The organism is Mesobaculum littorinae, from assembly GCF_004011175.1.
GTDB lineage: Bacteria > Pseudomonadota > Alphaproteobacteria > Rhodobacterales > Rhodobacteraceae > Tranquillimonas > Tranquillimonas littorinae.
The window spans coordinates 272,277-287,397 of record NZ_RQXX01000004.1 but is presented as its reverse complement, the minus strand read 5'-3'; the positions used below and the strand labels follow the sequence as shown (position 1 = coordinate 287,397).

The 15,121-nt window shown below is 71.1% G+C and carries 13 protein-coding genes; 5 read left to right on the top strand and 8 right to left on the bottom strand.

All coding sequences use genetic code 11. The features are described from left to right. Positions 1 to 265: 265 nt before the first annotated feature. Entirely contained in the window at positions 266 to 1,429 is a 1,164-nt protein-coding gene (locus tag EKE94_RS13600) for an S-(hydroxymethyl)glutathione dehydrogenase/class III alcohol dehydrogenase (RefSeq protein WP_127907157.1), read from the bottom strand. 199 nt (positions 1,430 to 1,628) lie between these two features. Between EKE94_RS13600 and EKE94_RS13595 the strand changes: the two genes are divergently transcribed. From EKE94_RS13595 to EKE94_RS13590, 3 genes are all read left to right on the top strand, one after another. After that, a complete protein-coding gene (locus EKE94_RS13595) occupies positions 1,629 to 2,465 on the top strand; it encodes an AraC family transcriptional regulator (RefSeq protein WP_235856029.1) in 837 nt (278 codons plus the stop codon). Further along, a complete protein-coding gene (locus EKE94_RS18930) occupies positions 2,380 to 2,682 on the top strand; it encodes a helix-turn-helix domain-containing protein (RefSeq protein WP_235856028.1) in 303 nt (100 codons plus the stop codon). Before EKE94_RS13595 ends, EKE94_RS18930 begins: the two co-directional genes overlap by 86 nt. Positions 2,683 to 2,873: 191 nt before the next feature. Then, positions 2,874 to 3,485 (top strand): YceI family protein, encoded by a 612-nt coding sequence (locus tag EKE94_RS13590; RefSeq protein WP_235856027.1) that lies wholly within the window; start codon positions 2,874 to 2,876, stop codon positions 3,483 to 3,485. A 60-nt stretch (positions 3,486 to 3,545) separates the two neighbouring features. Here EKE94_RS13590 and EKE94_RS13585 read toward each other — a convergent pair whose 3' ends face one another. The 7 genes from EKE94_RS13585 to EKE94_RS13555 are packed head-to-tail and all read right to left on the bottom strand — an operon-like array spanning position 3,546 to position 10,556. Continuing rightward, positions 3,546 to 4,379 (bottom strand): carbohydrate ABC transporter permease, encoded by an 834-nt coding sequence (locus EKE94_RS13585; RefSeq protein ID WP_127907156.1) that lies wholly within the window; start codon positions 4,377 to 4,379, stop codon positions 3,546 to 3,548. After that, entirely contained in the window at positions 4,376 to 5,275 is a 900-nt protein-coding gene (locus EKE94_RS13580; protein ID WP_127907155.1) for a carbohydrate ABC transporter permease, read from the bottom strand. The genes EKE94_RS13585 and EKE94_RS13580 overlap by 4 nt, the downstream gene beginning before the upstream one ends. Then, positions 5,272 to 6,570 carry an extracellular solute-binding protein gene (locus EKE94_RS13575; RefSeq protein WP_127907154.1) on the bottom strand — a complete coding sequence of 433 codons (1,299 nt, stop codon included), beginning with the start codon at positions 6,568 to 6,570 and terminating at the stop codon, positions 5,272 to 5,274. Before EKE94_RS13575 ends, EKE94_RS13580 begins: the two co-directional genes overlap by 4 nt. Continuing rightward, entirely contained in the window at positions 6,567 to 8,135 is a 1,569-nt protein-coding gene (locus EKE94_RS18690; RefSeq protein ID WP_164870939.1) for an LTA synthase family protein, read from the bottom strand. Before EKE94_RS18690 ends, EKE94_RS13575 begins: the two co-directional genes overlap by 4 nt. Next, entirely contained in the window at positions 8,132 to 9,043 is a 912-nt protein-coding gene (locus tag EKE94_RS13565; RefSeq protein ID WP_164870937.1) for a lysylphosphatidylglycerol synthase transmembrane domain-containing protein, read from the bottom strand. The genes EKE94_RS18690 and EKE94_RS13565 overlap by 4 nt, the downstream gene beginning before the upstream one ends. Beyond that, entirely contained in the window at positions 9,040 to 9,810 is a 771-nt protein-coding gene (locus EKE94_RS13560; RefSeq protein WP_235856026.1) for a CDP-alcohol phosphatidyltransferase family protein, read from the bottom strand. The genes EKE94_RS13565 and EKE94_RS13560 overlap by 4 nt, the downstream gene beginning before the upstream one ends. Next, the gene (locus tag EKE94_RS13555; RefSeq protein ID WP_235856025.1) at positions 9,807 to 10,556 is read right to left on the bottom strand and encodes an endonuclease/exonuclease/phosphatase family protein; all 750 of its coding nucleotides are present in this window, start codon (positions 10,554 to 10,556) and stop codon (positions 9,807 to 9,809) included. The genes EKE94_RS13560 and EKE94_RS13555 overlap by 4 nt, the downstream gene beginning before the upstream one ends. A 976-nt stretch (positions 10,557 to 11,532) precedes the next feature. Here EKE94_RS13555 and EKE94_RS13550 point away from each other — a divergent pair. Together EKE94_RS13550 and EKE94_RS13545 are read left to right on the top strand one after the other, a co-directional pair. Next, positions 11,533 to 12,897, top strand: a complete 1,365-nt coding sequence (locus tag EKE94_RS13550) for a sigma-54-dependent transcriptional regulator (RefSeq protein ID WP_127907152.1) — start codon at positions 11,533 to 11,535, stop codon at positions 12,895 to 12,897. Next, positions 12,885 to 14,918 (top strand): cache domain-containing protein, encoded by a 2,034-nt coding sequence (locus EKE94_RS13545; RefSeq protein ID WP_206615072.1) that lies wholly within the window; start codon positions 12,885 to 12,887, stop codon positions 14,916 to 14,918. The genes EKE94_RS13550 and EKE94_RS13545 overlap by 13 nt, the downstream gene beginning before the upstream one ends. Positions 14,919 to 15,121: the final 203 nt, after the last annotated feature.

The following is a 15,121-nucleotide window of genomic DNA, read 5'->3' as shown; positions in this document are numbered from 1 at the left end:
GCCGGAGGCCCGGGCCCTGGCTGTGCCGGTTGGGGAAACCGGGCCTCCGCCACGTCGGGTGACAGGCCGGGCCGCGCCGGGGGGGCGACCGCCGCGTCCCGGCGGCCACGCCACGGGGGCTTCGACGGGGCTGCGACGGGGGCGCGGCGAAGCGGGGGCGTCACGGTCCCGCGCCTGCGTCGGCGCAGCGCCCAGGCGCCGCCATCGGCAGGGCCCGTGCATGGGCCTGCCGCAGAACGCGGCAGGCCGGTTCGGGTGCCCCGGATCAGGCCGGGACGATGACGCCCGGCAGGTCGTTCACCAGCATCGTGTCGTTCGGCTGGAAGTGGATCACCGACCGGATCGACTTGCCCGCGTGCAGCAGGTCGAAGGGGGTGTTGATCTGCTCGTGCGTCATGTTGTGGGTGATGTAGGGGTCGACGTCGAAGTCGCCCCGCAGCCATTCGTCCACCATGCCCGGCAGCTGGCTGCGCCCGAGCACGCCGCCGAAGGCCGACCCGCGCCAGACCCGGCCGGTCACCAGCTGGAAGGGCCGCGTCGCGATCTCTTCGCCGGCGCCTGCCACGCCGATCACGGTGCATTCGCCCCAGCCCTTGTGGCAGCATTCCAGCGCCGCGCGCATGACGTTCACGTTGCCGATGCACTCAAAGCTGTAGTCGACGCCGCCATTCGTCATCTCGACGATGACGTCCTGGATCGGCTGGCCGAAATCGGCGGGGTTGATGCAGTCGTGCGCACCCAGAGATTTCGCCAGGGCGAACTTCTCGGGGTTGGTGTCGATGCCGATGATGCGGCCCGCGCCCTGCATCTTCGCGCCCTGGATCACCGCCATGCCCACGGCGCCCAGGCCGAAGACCGCAACGGTCGCCCCGGCCTCGACCTTGGCGGTGTTGCGCACGGCGCCCATGCCCGTCGGCACGGCGCAGCCCATCACCGAGGCCTTGGCCAGCGGCGCCTCTTTCGAGATCTTCGCGACCGCGATTTCGGGCAGCACGGTGTATTCGGCAAAGGTCGAGGTGCCCATGTAGTGATGGATCATCTGCCCCTTGTAGCTGAACCGCGAGGTGCCGTCGGGCATCACGCCCTGGCCTTGGGTCTTGCGGATCGTCTGGCAGAGGTTGGTCTTGCCGGACTTGATGTAGGGACAATCGGGATCTTCGGGGGTGTAGAGCGGGATGATGTGGTCACCCGGCACGACCGAGGTCACGCCGCGGCCGACCTCTTCGACGATGCCCACGCCCTCGTGCCCCAGCACGGCGGGAAACAGGCCCTCGGGGTCGCGGCCCGACAGCGTGAACATGTCGGTGTGGCACAGGCTGGTGGTGACGATGCGGACCAGCACCTCGCCCTCCTTGGGGCCTTCGAGGTCGATCTCCTCGATTTCCAGCGGGCGATTGGCTTCCCATGCGACGGCTGCGCGTACTTTCATCGGATCATTCCTCTTGTTGCTGCGTTGCCTGCTGTTACAAGATCACATTTCCGCCCGACAGGCGCGGGACCCGGCAGATCCGGCCAACGAGCACCCGATCCCGGCCTGCAGGGGGAGGGGCCCCGCGCCCGGCCTTCCCCTCCAAGCCCGGCCTAACCCTGGCCCGGCACCCCCGGAACCGACCTGAGAGGAGCCGTCGATGAGCACAGGCAGCGCAACGCCGGGACCGGTCTGCCGGGTCGGTCTCGTGGTCTATCCCGGCTTCAAGACGCTCGAGGCGACGGGCCCCCTGAGCGTGCTGCGCTATGCCAACGAACACCTGCGCGCCGCAGGTCAGGCGGGGGGGTACGAGGTCACGGTGATGGCGCCCGAGCCCGGGCATGTGCCGTCGGACACGCTGATGACGCTCGATGCCACGGCGCCGCTGCCCGAGGGCGATCTGCCCGGCACGGTCTTCGTCGCGGGCGCGGCGGGGATCGAGGCGGCGCTTGAGCGCGAAGCGGCGCTGGTCAGCTGGTGCCGCCGCAACGCCCCACGCACCGACCGGTTTGCCGCGCTCTGCACCGGCAGCTTCTTTCTTGCCGCGGCGGGGCTTTTGGACGGCAAGACGGCGGCGACGCACTGGAACTACGCAGACCGCTTGCGGCAGATCTTTCCGCAGGTGACGGTGGATGCCGACGCGATCTTCCTGCGGCACGGCAATCTCTGGACCTCGGCCGGGGTGACGGCGGCGATCGACCTGTCGCTGGCCTTCGTCGAACAGGATTACGGCCGCGACATCGCGCTGCGCGTCGCGCGTCGCGCGCGACATGGTGATGTATCTCAAGCGTCCGGGCGGGCAGTCGCAGTTCTCGACCATGCTGACGGGGCAGATGGCGGGCGCCTCGGGGATGGCCGACATCCGAACGTGGCTCAGCCTGAACCTCGACCAGCCGATGACGGTCGAGGACATGGCCGACCGCGCCGGGATGAGCCTGCGCAGCTTTACCCGCGCGTTCACCGCCGAACTGGGTGTGTCGCCGATGGGGTGGCTTGAGGGATTGCGTTGCGACCGGGCGAAGACCCTGCTTCTGGACAGCGACCTGCCGCTCAAGGTGATCGCCTTCCGCGCGGGCTTCAGCTCGGACGAGCAGATGCGCAAGGTGTTTCGCCGCCGCTTTTCCCTGTCTCCGCGGGACTACCGCGCCCGGTTCAAGACGGCCGGCGCCGAGGCGGACGCGCGGGGGCTGACGGCCGGCAGCGGCGGTCGCTGATCGGGCCGTGCGGCGGCCGGCCCCGGTGGCGCAGGCGCGCGCCCCGCGAAGGGGGCGGCGGCCAAGGGGGCCGGTGCCAGCAACCGGGGGCGCGTGTGTCATAGGCGCCGTGCCGGGGCGCGGCCCGCGGGGTTGTCAGGCCCGGTCGCTGCCGGTCTAATCGGGGCAGGTCCGATCCCAGGGAGGTGCCCATGCGCGCATATCTGATCCCCGCCACTCTGATCCCTGCCACGCTTGGCGCGGCGATGCTTGGCGGGCTGTCCCTACCGGCGTCGGCCGATCCGGCGCGATACGAGATCGACCCCGAGCACACCACGGTGGCCTTTCTCGTCGATCACGTGGGCTATGCCGCAGTCCTCGGTGTCTTCGACGAGGTATCGGGCGGCTTCACCTACGACATCGACACGCAGGAGTTGAGCGACCTGCGCGTCACCGTCGCCACCGGCAGCGTCGGGTCGCGCAACGCGGCGCGCGACGGGCATCTCCGCTCGGCCGATTTCCTGGATACCGATGCCTTTCCCGAGATGGTTTTTGCCGCCGACGGGGGCACGCCCGAGGGCGATGCGTCCGGCACCGTCACGGGCGGCCTGACCCTTCTGGGCGAGACGCATCCGCTGACGCTGGACGTGACGCTGAACAAGGCGGCGGCGTATCCCTTCGGGCACGGGCGCTTTACCCTCGGCCTCACGGCGCGCGGCAGCCTTATGCGCAGCGACTGGGGCATGACCTACGGCGTCGACAACGGGATGGTCGCCGACGAGGTGCGCCTGATCATCGAGACCGAGGCGACGCGGGCCGAGTGACGGCGTCGGGACGCGCCCCGGCGTGCGGCCCCTCCGGCGCGGCGTTTGGCCTTCGCGCGCCTATCCCTTCACGGCGCCCGAGATCAGGGCCGAAACGATCATCCGCTGCAATGCCACGAAGACCGCGACGGCGGGCAGCACCGCGACCAGGCAGGCCGCGGCCAGAAGCTGGGTGGTCGACGCGCTGACCGAGCCCGCGAAGTTGAAGATCGCGACCGAGATCGGCCAGTCCCCGTCACGCTCGAGCAGGATGAACGGGATCAGGAACTGCGACCAGTTCATCACCATGGCCAGGATGAAGGCCGAGGCGATGCCCGACCGCGCCAGCGGCAGCGTGATCCGTGCCAGCGTCTGCAGCCGCGAGGCGCCGTCGATCTCCGCGGCCTCCTCAAGCTCTTTCGGGATCGCGTCGAAGGCGACCTTGAGCAGCCAGACCGCCAGCGGCATCCCCACCGCGCCGTAGACGGCAATGACGGACAGGTCGAGGTTCAGCAGCCCCAGTTCGGACATCCAGCGATAGAGCGGGACCAGCAGCACGAGGGGCGAGATCATCTGCACCGCCAGAAGCCCCAGCAGCACCACCGTCTTGCCGCGAAACTCGAAGCGCGAACAGGCATAGGCGGCGGGGATCGCCAGCGCGACCGCCAGCGCCCCCCCCGCCGCCGAAAGCTTGAGCCCGTTCCAGAGGTAGATCAGGAAGGCGGGATCCGATAGGATGGTGCGGAAATTGTCCAGCGTGGGGTCCGCCGGGATGAACCGGGCGGCGCCCAGGTAGACCTCGGCCGGGGTGCGCAGGGCCAGGCTGGCCAGCCACGCCAGCGGCAACGCGAAGAACAGCGCCAGCACGCCAAGGACCGCGTAGGTCGCCACGTCTCCCCAGCGCGCCGCGCTCATCCCTCGCCCCGCGCGCCTGCGGCCAGTACGGCCAGGGTCATCCCCATGCCCAGCACGAACAAAAGCAGCGCCAGGACGCTGCCGCCGGCAAGGTCGAGGTTGTAGAAGACCGTGTTGAAGGTAAAGAGCGACAGCACCTCGGTCGCCCGCCCCGGGCCGCCGCCGGTCAGCGCGAGGATCGAATCGAAGGTGTTGAGCGTCTGCACCGACACCAGCACCGTGTTGACCGCGATCGCCCGGCGCAAGAGCGGCAGGGTGATCGAGCGGAAGATGCGCCACGGACCCGCCGCGTCGATCTGCGCCACCTCGTAAAGCGTGGGGTCGATGCCGCGCCGGGCCGCGTAGAAGACGATCATCGAAAACGCCGTGCCCTGCCAGAGGTTCGCGATCACCGCAGATACCAGCGCCATGCGCGGATCGGACAGCCACGCCACCGGCCCCGCGCCCACATAGCCCAGAAGACTGTTCAGCGTGCCATAGGGCGCTTCGTCGAACAGCATCTGCCAGATCAGGCCGTTGGCGATGCCCGGCACCACCCAGGCGGCCAGGACGAGGGTGCGGAACGCGGTCATTCCCCGCAGGCCGCGCCGCTCGCCCCGGACGAGGGCGAGCGCGATCATCAGCCCCAGAACCTGCAACGCGACCACGTTGACCGCGACGAAAATCAGCGTGGTGCCCAGCACCTGCGGCAGGGCGGGATCGGTCAGGATCGCCCGCAGCGCGGCGGTCGACACGCCCGTCGCCGGGCGCACCATCGTCGCATCGCTCAGCGACAGGCGCGCGACGTCCAGCACCGGCACCGCGTAGAAGGCGGCCAGCACCAGCACCGCCGGCGCAAGCCACGGCGCGGGGCGCGCGCTGCCGGGCCCCGGCCCGCGGTCGGCGCGCGCGCTCACTGGCGGTCGTACGCCGCCTGCACCGCGCGACCGGCGGCATCGAGCGCGGCCTCGGGCTCGGCCGTGCCCGCCAGCACGTCGCCCAGCATGATCTGGATCTGGTTCGAGATCTCGGGGTAGATCGCCGCGCCGGGCCGCGCGACGCCGTTCTCCAGCGCCTCGGCAAAGAGGTCGTACTCGGGCCCGTCATAGGTGTCGAACTGGTCGTAGATCGCCGCCGAGGTGGGCAGAAGCCCCTGCGCCGCGTTGCCGGGGCCCGCGTAGATCTCTTTCGCGATCTCCCCGCACAGCTGCCGCTTGGCCGGGTCGGAGGACAGCGCGGCGATCGACCAGCCGCCGGTTCCGGTGGCCCGGCTTTCGGCGTCCGGCCCGGGGATCTGCGAGACCTCCCAATCGGCAAAGTGGTCTTCGGGCAGGGTGGTGCGCAGCTGGCCGTACTGCCAGTTGCCGCCAATGAACATCGACGCCGTGCCCGCCGCGGCGGCCGCGTTGAAGGTGTCGTAGTCGGTGATCGCCGTCACCCGCCGCGGGGCGGCCCCGCTGTCCACCAGATCGCGGTAGAAGCGCAGGGCGTTCAGCATCTTCTCGCGGTTCTCGCCCTGGGCGAAGACCGGCGCGCCGTCCTCGTCGACCAATTGCCCGTCCTGCGCCCAGAAATGGGCGAGCCAGTCGAAGGCCGTCCCCTCCCACCGGCCGCCGTTGAACAGCAGCCCCTCGCGCCCCGCCTCTGCCGAGGCCAGCCCGGCCTCGCGCAGCGCCTCCCATGTCTGGGGCGCTTCCGGCACGACGGAGGTGTCGCGGTAGAGCACGCGCAGATCTGTGAACCACCACCACGCCAGCACCTCGCCCGCCTCGTTCGTGACCGCCTCGCGGACATAGGGGAACAGGTCGGCGACATCGGCCTCGGAAAACACCATGTTCATCGGTTGCAGCACGCCGGTGTCCTTGAACAGCGCAAGCTGGCTGGAATCGATCATCGCGCAGTCGGGGCCGCGTCCGGCCTGCGTCTGCTGCAACAGGCGCGCCTGTTCCTGCCCGATATTGCCGGTCTGAAGCTGCGTCTCGATCTTCCAGTCGGGGCGGGCGGCGATGAAGTCGCGGAACAGATCCTCGAACGCGGTGCGCGTCGCGGGGTCCGAGGCATAGAGATCGTAGGAGGTCAGGCGGAAGGTCAGCGTGTTGGGCGCGTCCGGCAGGCCCACGCGATTGCGCGCGATCAGCTCCTGCGCCGCGGAGGGCGCGATGGGCAGGACAAGGGCCGGGGCGAGCGCCGCCGCGAGGATGGTGGTCTTCATCGGGTCTCTCCTGTCGGGGTCTCGAACACGGTCGTCATCATCTCGCGGAAGTCCTGCATCGGCAGCGGCTCCGCATCGGGGGCAGGCATCATACCTTGGGCGAAATGCGAATTAGGCAAGCGGTCGAGCAGCGCGGGATCGCGCGACATCACGTGGATCGGCACGTCGGGCGGCGCGTTCTGTCCGGTCAGCAGCGGCGCGGGCTGGTGGTCGCCCAGCACGATGATCAGCGCATCCTCGTCCTGCCGGGCGATGTACTGGCCCATGACCTCGACCGCGTAGTCCAGCGCCTTGTCGTATTGCGCACGGATCGTGGCGGGGTCCGACCAGACCTCGCGCGGGGTGCCGCCATCGCGCCGCGTGCCGTCGAAGATCCGGCCGTCGCCGAGCTCGTCCCACGGGACGATCCGCGGCAGCGGTGTCCAGGGCGCGTGCGAGGTGACAAGCGCCATCTCCACCATGTCGGGGCCGGGGGCCCGCAGCAGGCGGTCCATCGCGCTCCAGCTGTACTGGTCGGGCATCGTCACCCATTCGAAGGGCTGGCCCGCATAGCCCAGCCCCGCCGCGTCGCGCATAAGGTCGTAGCCGTACCACTCGGCCTCGGGCCAGGCGAGCGTGATGGCCGGCATCGCCGCGCCGGTGCGCCACCCCGCGCGCCGGAAGAGGGTGTTGAGAGAGGCGCGTTCGGAGGTCATCAGCCGGTCGTACCGGACCTGGCTGTCGACCCAGAGCCCCGAGAGCAGCGTGCCGTGGCTCAGCCAGCTTTGCCCGCCACGTGTAGGTGCCGCGGCCCATCCGCTACGCACCTGCCAGCCCGCGCGCGCCAGCCGGTCTTCGACTGCCGCCAGCCGGGGCGCCGAGGTGGCGGCAAAGGCTGGATCGTCCAGCCAGGCGCGCCCGTAGGATTCGACGAAGGCAAGGATCACGTCCCGCCCGTCCAGCGCGGCAAAGGTCGGCGCGGGCGCGGGATCCTCGCGCAGCGCGGCGGTGAAGGTGGCAAGGTCGGCGACCCCGCGGCTCATCCCGCGGACCTGCGCCGCGACGACCGGGGTGGCGGCGAAGGGTGTCCACCCGGGGGTCAGCGCCGCGGCGGCGAGCGCCAGCGCGGGCAGGGCCACGGCCCCGCCGCGCACGGCCCGGCCCGCGCGGGCCAGCCCGGCAAGGCCCAGCCACAGCAGCCAGCCCGTCGCCGCCAGCGCAAGGAGCACGGCACCGACATAGGCCAGCGCCTCGCCCCGCCCGACGCTCGACGACAAAAGCCCCCAGCCCGACACCAGCATGTGCATGTCGAGCAGCGGATTGAACGGACGGCTGAAGGCCGCGTAGGTTCCCAGGTTCGACACCCGCAGCGCGATCAGCCCCAGTGCCAGCACGATCACCACGCCCCGCAACCCCCGCAAGGGCACAAGCGCGACGGCGGCAAGGAGCACCGGCAGCTCCCATGTCGGGCGCAGGAACCGACCAATCGTCAGGCCGGCGGGGTGCGAGGGCAGCACGATGACCAGTTGCAGGATCGCAAGCGCCAGCGCGATCCGCAGCAGGGTGGCCGTGCGCGCGATGGTCATGGCGACGTCCGCGCCTGCGTGTCCCGCACGCCGCTGTCGGTGCCCCAGAACAGAAGCGGCAGGCCCGGGGCGGCGGTGATCAGCATGACGATCCCGAAGACGATGCCGCTGGCCACCCCGGCCGAGGCGGTGGCCCCCGCGACGGGCAAAAGCGCGGCCGCCGCGCCTTCGCGCCATCCCCAGCCGCCGATGCCCAGCGGGATCACCATCGCCGTCAGGACCAGCGGGATCAGCACCAGCGCCGCGGCCGGCGACAGGATGACGCCCACCGCCCGGGCCGAGGCGGCAAAGGCGATCACGTTCAGAAGAGCCGCGCCGATGGCCAGCGCCGCATGGGCCGCGCGCACCCGCGGCGTGGGCAGGCAGCGCGCGATCAGCGCGGCGATCCGACCGCCGCGCAACAGGATCGCGGCCAGCACCGCGACGCTCACGCCGCCCAGCGCGGCCAGCGCCAGACCGCGCACCAGCCCCGGCGGCCAGTGCAGCGCGTCGGGCGCGACGGCGGTCCAGCAAACCCCGGTGGCGGTGACGGCCAGAAGGCCGATCTGCCCCGCTGCCCGCTCCAGCACCACGGCCTGCGTCGCGCGTTTCAGCCCGCCTTCCCCGGCCTTCGACCTGACGGCCCGCGCGCCGTCTCCGACCACGCCCCCGGGCATGGTCAGGTTCACGATCTGGGCGATGAAGTATTCCCGCACCGCCCAGCCCGTCGCAAAGTCCAGCCCCAGGCTGCGCGCGACCAGCTGCCAGCGCAGCGCCATCATCACCGTCTGCACCAGCAGACAGCCCACGGCCGCCGCGATCCAGCCGGGCTGCGCGCCGCGCAACCGCGTCCAGACGTCCGCGGAGCCGAAGGCGAAGATCAGCAGCGCCAGCAGCGCCAGCGCGAAAAGGGGTTTGATGGCCTTCATCCCCGGCGCACCAGCCAGCGGATGTCGACGGCGAAGGACCATGCCACCAGCAGCGCCGCGCCGATCGCGATCGGCCGGTCGGCCGCCACGGGCAGGATCGGTGCGGTCAGCGCGACCAGGGCGGCGATCTGGACCACGCAGACGGTCTTGCGCCGCAGGCTTTCGGGCAGCGGTGCGCCCAGCCATGGCAAGAGCTGCGCGGCGGCGACGAAAGCATAGCGCGCGCCCCCCAGCACCAGCATCTCGGGCCCGGCGGTGCCGCGCGCGACCAGAAGCGCGGCCAGCACCGCGGCAAGGGCCGAGTCGACCTCCATGTCGTAGCGCGCACCGAATTGCGACGACAGTGCCTGCCGTCGCGCCAGCCATCCGTCGATCCCATCGAGCGACAGCGCGAGAAGGGCAAGCAGCGTGGGCCCCCAGGCCGGCCATCCCGCCTGCGCCGCCGGGCCCCCGGGCGCGGCCATCGCGGCCGCCATCGCGGCGCAAAACGCAAGCCGCAGGGTGGTGACGAGGTTCGCGCCGCCCAGCTGCGCGTGCGGATAGTCCCGGGCCATGCTGCGTGCCGCCAGCGCCAGCCCCGGCGTGTAGACCGCCAGCGTGATCCAGAGCCCCGCGGGCGCAAGGCTCCAGCCGATCAGGAACGCCACCGGCGCCAGGCAGCCCCCCGCGACGACGAGGCTCAGCGCTGGCGGACGGGCCGGGCCGGCCCCGCGAGCGGGCGCAGGCTGAGGTGCGCGGGCGGGCGCGCGGGCGGAACTGACGCTCATGCCGCCGCGCCCCCTGCGACCGTCACCCGGGCAAAGAGCGGTCGGTGATCCGAGGCGTCGCGCAGGCTCGACCCGTCCAGCGCGGCGACGTCGCGCACGGTGCCGCGGTGCGACAGGACGCGGTCGAGCGGCAAGAGCGGCCGGCGGGCGGGAAAGGTCGCGACGGCGCGGCCCCGAAGCTCCATCCCGCTCATGCGGCGCGACAGGGCCAGACCGCCCCAGGGCCGCCATTCGTTCAGGTCGCCCAGAAGGACGGTCTGCATCGTGCTCCCGCGCGCGACGACCTGGCCGATCAGGCGCAGCTGCACCGCGCGCAGGGGCTGCGACAGCGACAGGTGGCAGGCGACGATCCGCAGCGGCGTGGCATCCCAGAGCACCTCGACCATGACCGCGGCGCGCGGACAGTGGCCGGGCAGGTCGATGATGCGCGCCCGCGTGACCGCCAGGTCGGGGGCGACGAAAAGGATGTTGCCCAGGTAGCCGCCGCTTGCCGCGCCCCAGCGCATGTCGGCGGGGCCGTGCACGTGGCGCAGGCCGGTGGCCCGGGCGATCGCCCGCATGTCGAGCAGGGCGTCGTGCGGCGCATCGTCGGAATCCGCTTCCTGCAGCGCCAGAAGCTGCGGCCGGCGCGGCGCTATGTCGCTGGCGATCGCGGCCTCGATCCGCCTTGGACTGGCCGTGCCGTCGGCGCCGACGGTTCGGTGCACGTTCCATGTGGCGACCGCGATGGCGGGCTTGGTTTGCACGTAGCTCTCCGAAAGACGGTATCGGCGCCAGGTATCCTGGCGCGCCGTTCATAAAACTGCCTTAAACCAGGTTTCGTCGGGTTCCAATCGCATGCGGACCCCGGGACCCACTCTGTCCGCTGCGCGATCCCGGGGGCGATCCGTGGGGCCTTGTGCGCCCTGTCGGCGCCTTGGGACGGTGGGCGGCACCGGATGATGCTGCCCACGGCCGCGCGTTTCGGGGCGGGGTTGACCGGGGGCGCGGACATGGCGGGACGGGCGGTGGCGCCGCCCATCGAAATCTTGGCCGGCATCCTGAACGCGCTCATGGGCGCGTACTTTCTCCATCCGGCTGCGGGGCATCGACCCTCCTGCGGATGGTCTCGCGCCAGCAGGCGCCGCCATGCCGATCATCTGGGGACGATGAAGGACGGAGAGGTGGTCGCCCCGGGGTGCACCGTCCGAAGTTGTGACGGCGGATCTCGTGCGGGAGGTCTGCGATCTGTCCGGCGAAATCCACCCCGGCCCGGTCAGCGGAACGCCCGTGCCCTAACCGCAGGCGCCACACTCCTGGGCGACAGCTCCCGGGTCCGCCATGTCTAGACACGCCTTGCCTGGACCCGCCAGCCCGGAAGGCGGAGAGCACGGCGCCCCTTCTTTTTGCAGACGCCCCCGTCCGCTGCGACGGCCGGATAGGAAAACGGCCCGGTGCAGGGAGTGTGCAGGAGATGCGCGCCGCCGTCCTGTCCATCCTCCACCGGGGGGCGACGATCGGACCGCAGGGGCGGCGTGGCGAACGTGGACCGCGGCCGACGCCCGCCGGAATGGCGCGCCGGGGCCGCCCCGCCGGCGACCCGTTGCGCTTGGGGCCCTCGCGCCCGATACTGCCACGCGGGGCGCGTGCGGCGGATCACCCCGGGCCCGCCGCGCCGCGGCGCCGCCCGACCTCGGGCCGGCGGGAGGAGGACGCTCGGGGCGACAGACGGCGGTGCGGAACATGGCGACGCAGGCCCCTACGGCGCGCGATCAGCTGACGGACCTGATGGCGCAGGCCGCGATCCTCGTGGTCGACGACGAACCGGGAATGCGCAATTTCCTGATGAAATGCCTGACGCCGCACGCCCGGCTGGTGGTCGAGGCCGCCTCGGCCGACGAGGCCGAGACGCGGCTGCGGCAGCAGCATTTCGACGTCGTTCTGCTGGACAACCTGATGCCCGGGCGCAGCGGCCTGGACTGGCTGGCCGACCAGCGGGCGCACGGGCTGTCTGACACGATCATGATCACAGCCTATGCCGACCTGACGACGGCGATCGAGGCGATGCGGGCGGGGGCGTCGGATTTCATCCTCAAGCCGTTCCGCACCAACCAGCTGATGAACGCGGTGCGGCGCTGCCTGCAGATGGCGCAGCTGAAGCGCGAGAACCTGCTGCTGCGTCGCGAGCTGGAGGTCAGCGACCATGGCCGGCGCCGCCGTGCCCAGCTGATCGGGTCCTCGCGCGCCATCGCCACGGTGCGGGACACCATCGCGCGGGTCAGCGGCCTGCCGACACCGGTGCTGATCACCGGCGCCTCGGGCACGGGCAAGGAGGTCGCGGCGCGCTACCTGCACGGCGCATCCCCCCGCGCCGCGGCGCCCTTCGTGCCGATCAACTGCGCCGCGATCCCGCCCGACATGATCGAGACCGAGCTTTTCGGCCACGCCCGCGGCGCCTTTTCCGGAGCCGATCATGCGCGCGACGGGCTTCTCGCCTCGGCCCAGGGCGGCACCGTGTTCCTGGACGAGGTCGCGGGGCTGTCGGCCTCGGCGCAATCGGCACTTCTGCGGGTGCTCGAGGACGGCATAGTCCGCCCCGTGGGGACCGAGCGGGATGTCCAGCTTGACCTGCGCTTCGTCATGGCCACGAACCGGGCGCTGGAGGCCGAGGTCGCGGCGGGCCGGTTCCGCGAGGATCTGCTGTTCCGCATCAACGTGGTGACGTTGCAGATGCCGCTTCTGGCGCAGCGCGAAACCGACGTGATCGAACTGGCGCAGCTTTTCATGCGGGAAAGCGCGCGGGCGCTGAACCTCGACCCGCTCGACATCACCGGGCCGGTGCGCACCGCTCTTCTGCGCCACCACTGGCCCGGCAATATCCGCGAGCTGCGCAACTTCGTCGAACGCGCGCTGATCTTCGGGGCCTTCCCGCTCGACACCCTGTCGCCGGTGGCCGCGGGGGCCGAGATCGAGCCGCTGGACCAGATCGAGCGGCGCCAGATCCTGCGCGCGCTCGATGCGGTGGGCGGCAACCGGACCGAGGCCGCGCGGCGGCTGGGCGTGTCGCGCAAGACGATCGACCGCAAGTGTACGGCATGGGGCCTTTAGACGGGATGCGGATTCCTGCGCCCCTGCGGTCGGTGCGGCTGAAGCTTCTGCTGATCGCGCTGTTGCCGATGGTGGTGCTGCTGCCGCTGCTTCTGGGCGGCACGATGCTGCGCTGGACCGGCAAGATCGACGACCTGCTGATCGTCAAGGTCACTGGCGATCTGACCATCGCAGACCAGTACCTGGGGCGGCTGCTGGAAAACTCGGGCGAGCGTCTGGACGCGCTGGCGCAATCCGTGGCCCTGCGCGACGCGCTTGGGGATGAGACCACGCTCGACACCCTGCTGGCAGAGCGGCGCGATGCGCTGGGGCTCGATTTCCTGTATCTTGCCGATGCCGCGGACGCGCCCGCGGGCTTTGCCCCCGATGACTGGCCGGTGATCCGCCGCGCGCTGGACGGCCGCTGGCAAAGCGCCGTCGATGTACTGACACCTGCGCAACTGCGTGCGCTGTCCCCCGATCTGGCCACGCGGGCCGCGATCCCCATCGTCGCCTCGGATGCCGACACGGCTAGCGGCCAGGCGGTCGAGGGGCGCGGCATGATCATCCACTCGGCCGCGCCCGTCATTCGGGCCAACGGCGGCACCACCGCGCTGGTGGGGGGCGTCCTGCTGAACCGCAACCTCGGCTTCATCGACACGATCAACGCGCTGGTCTACCGCGAGGGCAGCCTGCCCGAGGGTTCGCAGGGCACCGCGACGCTGTTTCTGGACGACCTGCGCATCTCGACCAACGTGCGCCTGTTCGAGGACGTGCGCGCCTTGGGCACCCGCGTCTCGCCCGAGGTGCGCGCCGCGGTGCTAGGCGCGGGGCGGCCGTGGTTCGACCGCGCCTTCGTCGTCAACGACTGGTACATCTCGGCCTACGAGCCCATCGAGGACAGCCGGGGCGACCGCATCGGAATGCTCTACGTCGGCTTCCTCGAGGCGCCGTTTTCCCGGTCGAAGATCGTGTCGGTGCTGTCGCTGACGCTGATCTTCCTCGGCATCGCGGCGCTGTCGGTGCCGATCTTCCTGCGCTGGGCGGGCCATATCTTTCGTCCGCTTGAACGGATGACCCAGACCATCGCCCGGGTCGAGGGCGGAGAGCTGGCCGCGCGCAACGCGCTGGGGCGCGACGACGACGAAATCGCGCGGGTTGCGCATCATCTCGACGGGCTTCTGGACCAGGTTCAGGCCCGCGACCGCGAGCTGCGCGACTGGGCCGAAACGCTGAACGACCGGGTCGATGCGCGCACCCGCGACCTGCAGGCGGCCAACGAAAAGCTCGAGCGGACGACCGAACGCCTGATCATGTCGGAAAAGCTGGCCGCGGTGGGCGAAATCACCGCCGGCGTCGCGCACGAGATCAACAACCCCGTCGCGGTGATCCAGGGCAACCTGGACGTCGCGCGCGAGATGCTGGGCCCCGAGGCCGAGAAGGTCGGGACCGAGTTCCGCCTGATCGACGACCAGGTCTATCGCATCGGGGTCATCGTATCGAAGCTTCTGCAGTTTGCGCGGCCCGCCGAGTTCTCGGGCGCGGCCAATCACCTTGTCGCCGCCGACGTGGTGCGCGACTGCCTGCTTCTGATCCGCCACCAGGTCGAGGCGGCAGGGGTCGCGCTGGTCCACGATCTGTCCCCCGCGCCGCCCGTGCTGATCGAGCGGACCGAACTGCAGCAGGTCATCGTGAACCTCGCGCTCAACGCGCTGCATGCGATGCCCGGGGGCGGGCGCCTGACGATCCGCTGCGGCCCGGCGCCCGGCGGGACCGTGATCGAGGTCGAGGACACCGGCACCGGCATGGACGACACCACGCTGCGCCGGATCTTCGATCCGTTCTTCACCACCAAGCAGGCGCAGGGGACGGGGCTGGGCCTGTCGATCTCGCAGACGCTGATCGCCCGCGCCGGGGGGCGTATCACGGCCACCTCGACGCCGGGAGAGGGCAGCCGGTTTGAAATCTGGCTGCCCGAGGTGCCTTTGCCAAAGGTACCTTTGCCAGAGGCCCCGTCGCCGACCGGGCCGGCGCAGGCCTGACCGGCCCGTCCCCCGGCGGGGTGGCCCCCCCTTCTCCGGGGCTTGCCCCCTTCGCAGACGTGACGCGGCGCGCCGCGGCCCGCTTTAGCCCCGGCACGGCAAGAGGCCCGCGATCAAACCCGTCGAGGACAGAATGTCCCGGTTTCGGCGGCTGTGGTTGGGGCGCTTGGACAGAATGTCCTGCCGGATGGCCGGATGCTGCG

Coding starts and splice junctions, on each gene's coding strand:
- EKE94_RS13600 (WP_127907157.1), bottom strand. CDS start 1,429: ATGAAAGTACGCGCAGCCGTCGCATGGGAAGCCAATCGCCCGCTGGAA.
- EKE94_RS18690 (WP_164870939.1), bottom strand. CDS start 8,135: ATGACCATCGCGCGCACGGCCACCCTGCTGCGGATCGCGCTGGCGCTT.
- EKE94_RS13595 (WP_235856029.1), top strand. CDS start 1,629: ATGAGCACAGGCAGCGCAACGCCGGGACCGGTCTGCCGGGTCGGTCTC.
- EKE94_RS13545 (WP_206615072.1), top strand. CDS start 12,885: ATGGGGCCTTTAGACGGGATGCGGATTCCTGCGCCCCTGCGGTCGGTG.
- EKE94_RS13560 (WP_235856026.1), bottom strand. CDS start 9,810: ATGAGCGTCAGTTCCGCCCGCGCGCCCGCCCGCGCACCTCAGCCTGCG.
- EKE94_RS13590 (WP_235856027.1), top strand. CDS start 2,874: ATGCGCGCATATCTGATCCCCGCCACTCTGATCCCTGCCACGCTTGGC.
- EKE94_RS13585 (WP_127907156.1), bottom strand. CDS start 4,379: ATGAGCGCGGCGCGCTGGGGAGACGTGGCGACCTACGCGGTCCTTGGC.
- EKE94_RS13575 (WP_127907154.1), bottom strand. CDS start 6,570: ATGAAGACCACCATCCTCGCGGCGGCGCTCGCCCCGGCCCTTGTCCTG.
- EKE94_RS13565 (WP_164870937.1), bottom strand. CDS start 9,043: ATGAAGGCCATCAAACCCCTTTTCGCGCTGGCGCTGCTGGCGCTGCTG.
- EKE94_RS18930 (WP_235856028.1), top strand. CDS start 2,380: ATGGCCGACCGCGCCGGGATGAGCCTGCGCAGCTTTACCCGCGCGTTC.
- EKE94_RS13550 (WP_127907152.1), top strand. CDS start 11,533: ATGGCGACGCAGGCCCCTACGGCGCGCGATCAGCTGACGGACCTGATG.